General features: G+C 50.8%; 2 protein-coding genes. Both read left to right on the forward strand.

Features of this window, described 5'->3' with window-relative positions:
* A partial coding sequence (locus ACVRRC_RS21890) for a hypothetical protein (protein WP_472997560.1) occupies positions 1–205 on the forward strand: 205 nt, incomplete at its 5' end.
* 19 nt (positions 206–224) lie between these two features.
* On the forward strand, positions 225–776 hold the full coding sequence (locus ACVRRC_RS21895; protein ID WP_162762212.1) for a hypothetical protein: 552 nt from the start codon (positions 225–227) through the stop codon (positions 774–776).
* The last annotated feature ends 225 nt before the right edge of the window (positions 777–1,001 follow it).

The raw sequence follows: 1,001 nt of genomic DNA on the forward strand, positions 1-1,001 counted from the left end.
CTTCTTGCTGTTGGGGCCTATCCAATACGGAATTGGCGCAAAAGCCGTTTTATCACCTGCTCGCGTTACCGGATTAGCGCTAAGCGCTGCACCATTTTCACAAAAGAGAGCCTCAATAAAAGGCTCTTTTTTTGTCTTAAAACCCCCTCATTCTGCTGCCCTTTTAATTTCGTCAGTCAGTGCCTCAGGGTTAACCTGTCAGTAATACAAGCACAGGGGGCACTATGTCCAAATTTAGAGGCAGTATTACACCCGGCACCGAGTACAACGAGTCCCTTTCGCATTTCCTTGAACAGGAAGCGAGAGCGGGTCATATCTCGTTAGAGGGCATGCGCCGCGTTACCATGAAGCGTAATTTGGCCGGAACAACTGCACTGATCACGGGAATGACGATGGTGAGCGCTGGGGCCAGTTTTATAGCGATGGGTGGTGTAATGCCATTGTTGACACTGATAGGCGCAGCTTCCGCTGTGATGGTCTCAATGATCGCATTAGCGCGTTATCCTGGTGGACTGTTTTACCAAATCTCCGCGATTGAAACCCCGTTTACGCATGCAGCTTTGCTTCGGTTCGCGGCCAGTGGTGCGCCAGAAGACGTCATTCGTGAACTCATTGTACTGCTGAACAAGCAAGAACACGTCTCTTATGCACAAGTTCATGATGTGACTTGGTTCTGTAGTCGCCAGGCCAGTGGAATTGCAGAAAGCCACCTTTTCCATGACCGTTACACACTGATCCGGAATCGACTGGCTTTGGAAAGCCGGAGGGCAGGCTGATGCGGAGCTTGTTTATTCTTCCGTTTGCTGAGCTTCAACACATTGCGGCATGCGCACTGCGTTACCCGCTCATCTCTCGACGTAGTCTTTTGTGCTGCCTTAGCGTGATGTGCGTTTTCTGCCTTTGCTGGTTCTCTCTGGCCGGGTTTGAGGAAACCTCGTTGACACAGTCAACGCTATTGGGTGTCGGCTATATTTGTGGGGCTACATCCGCTAAGGCAGCAC

Source organism: Stutzerimonas sp. LR2, assembly GCF_055755175.1.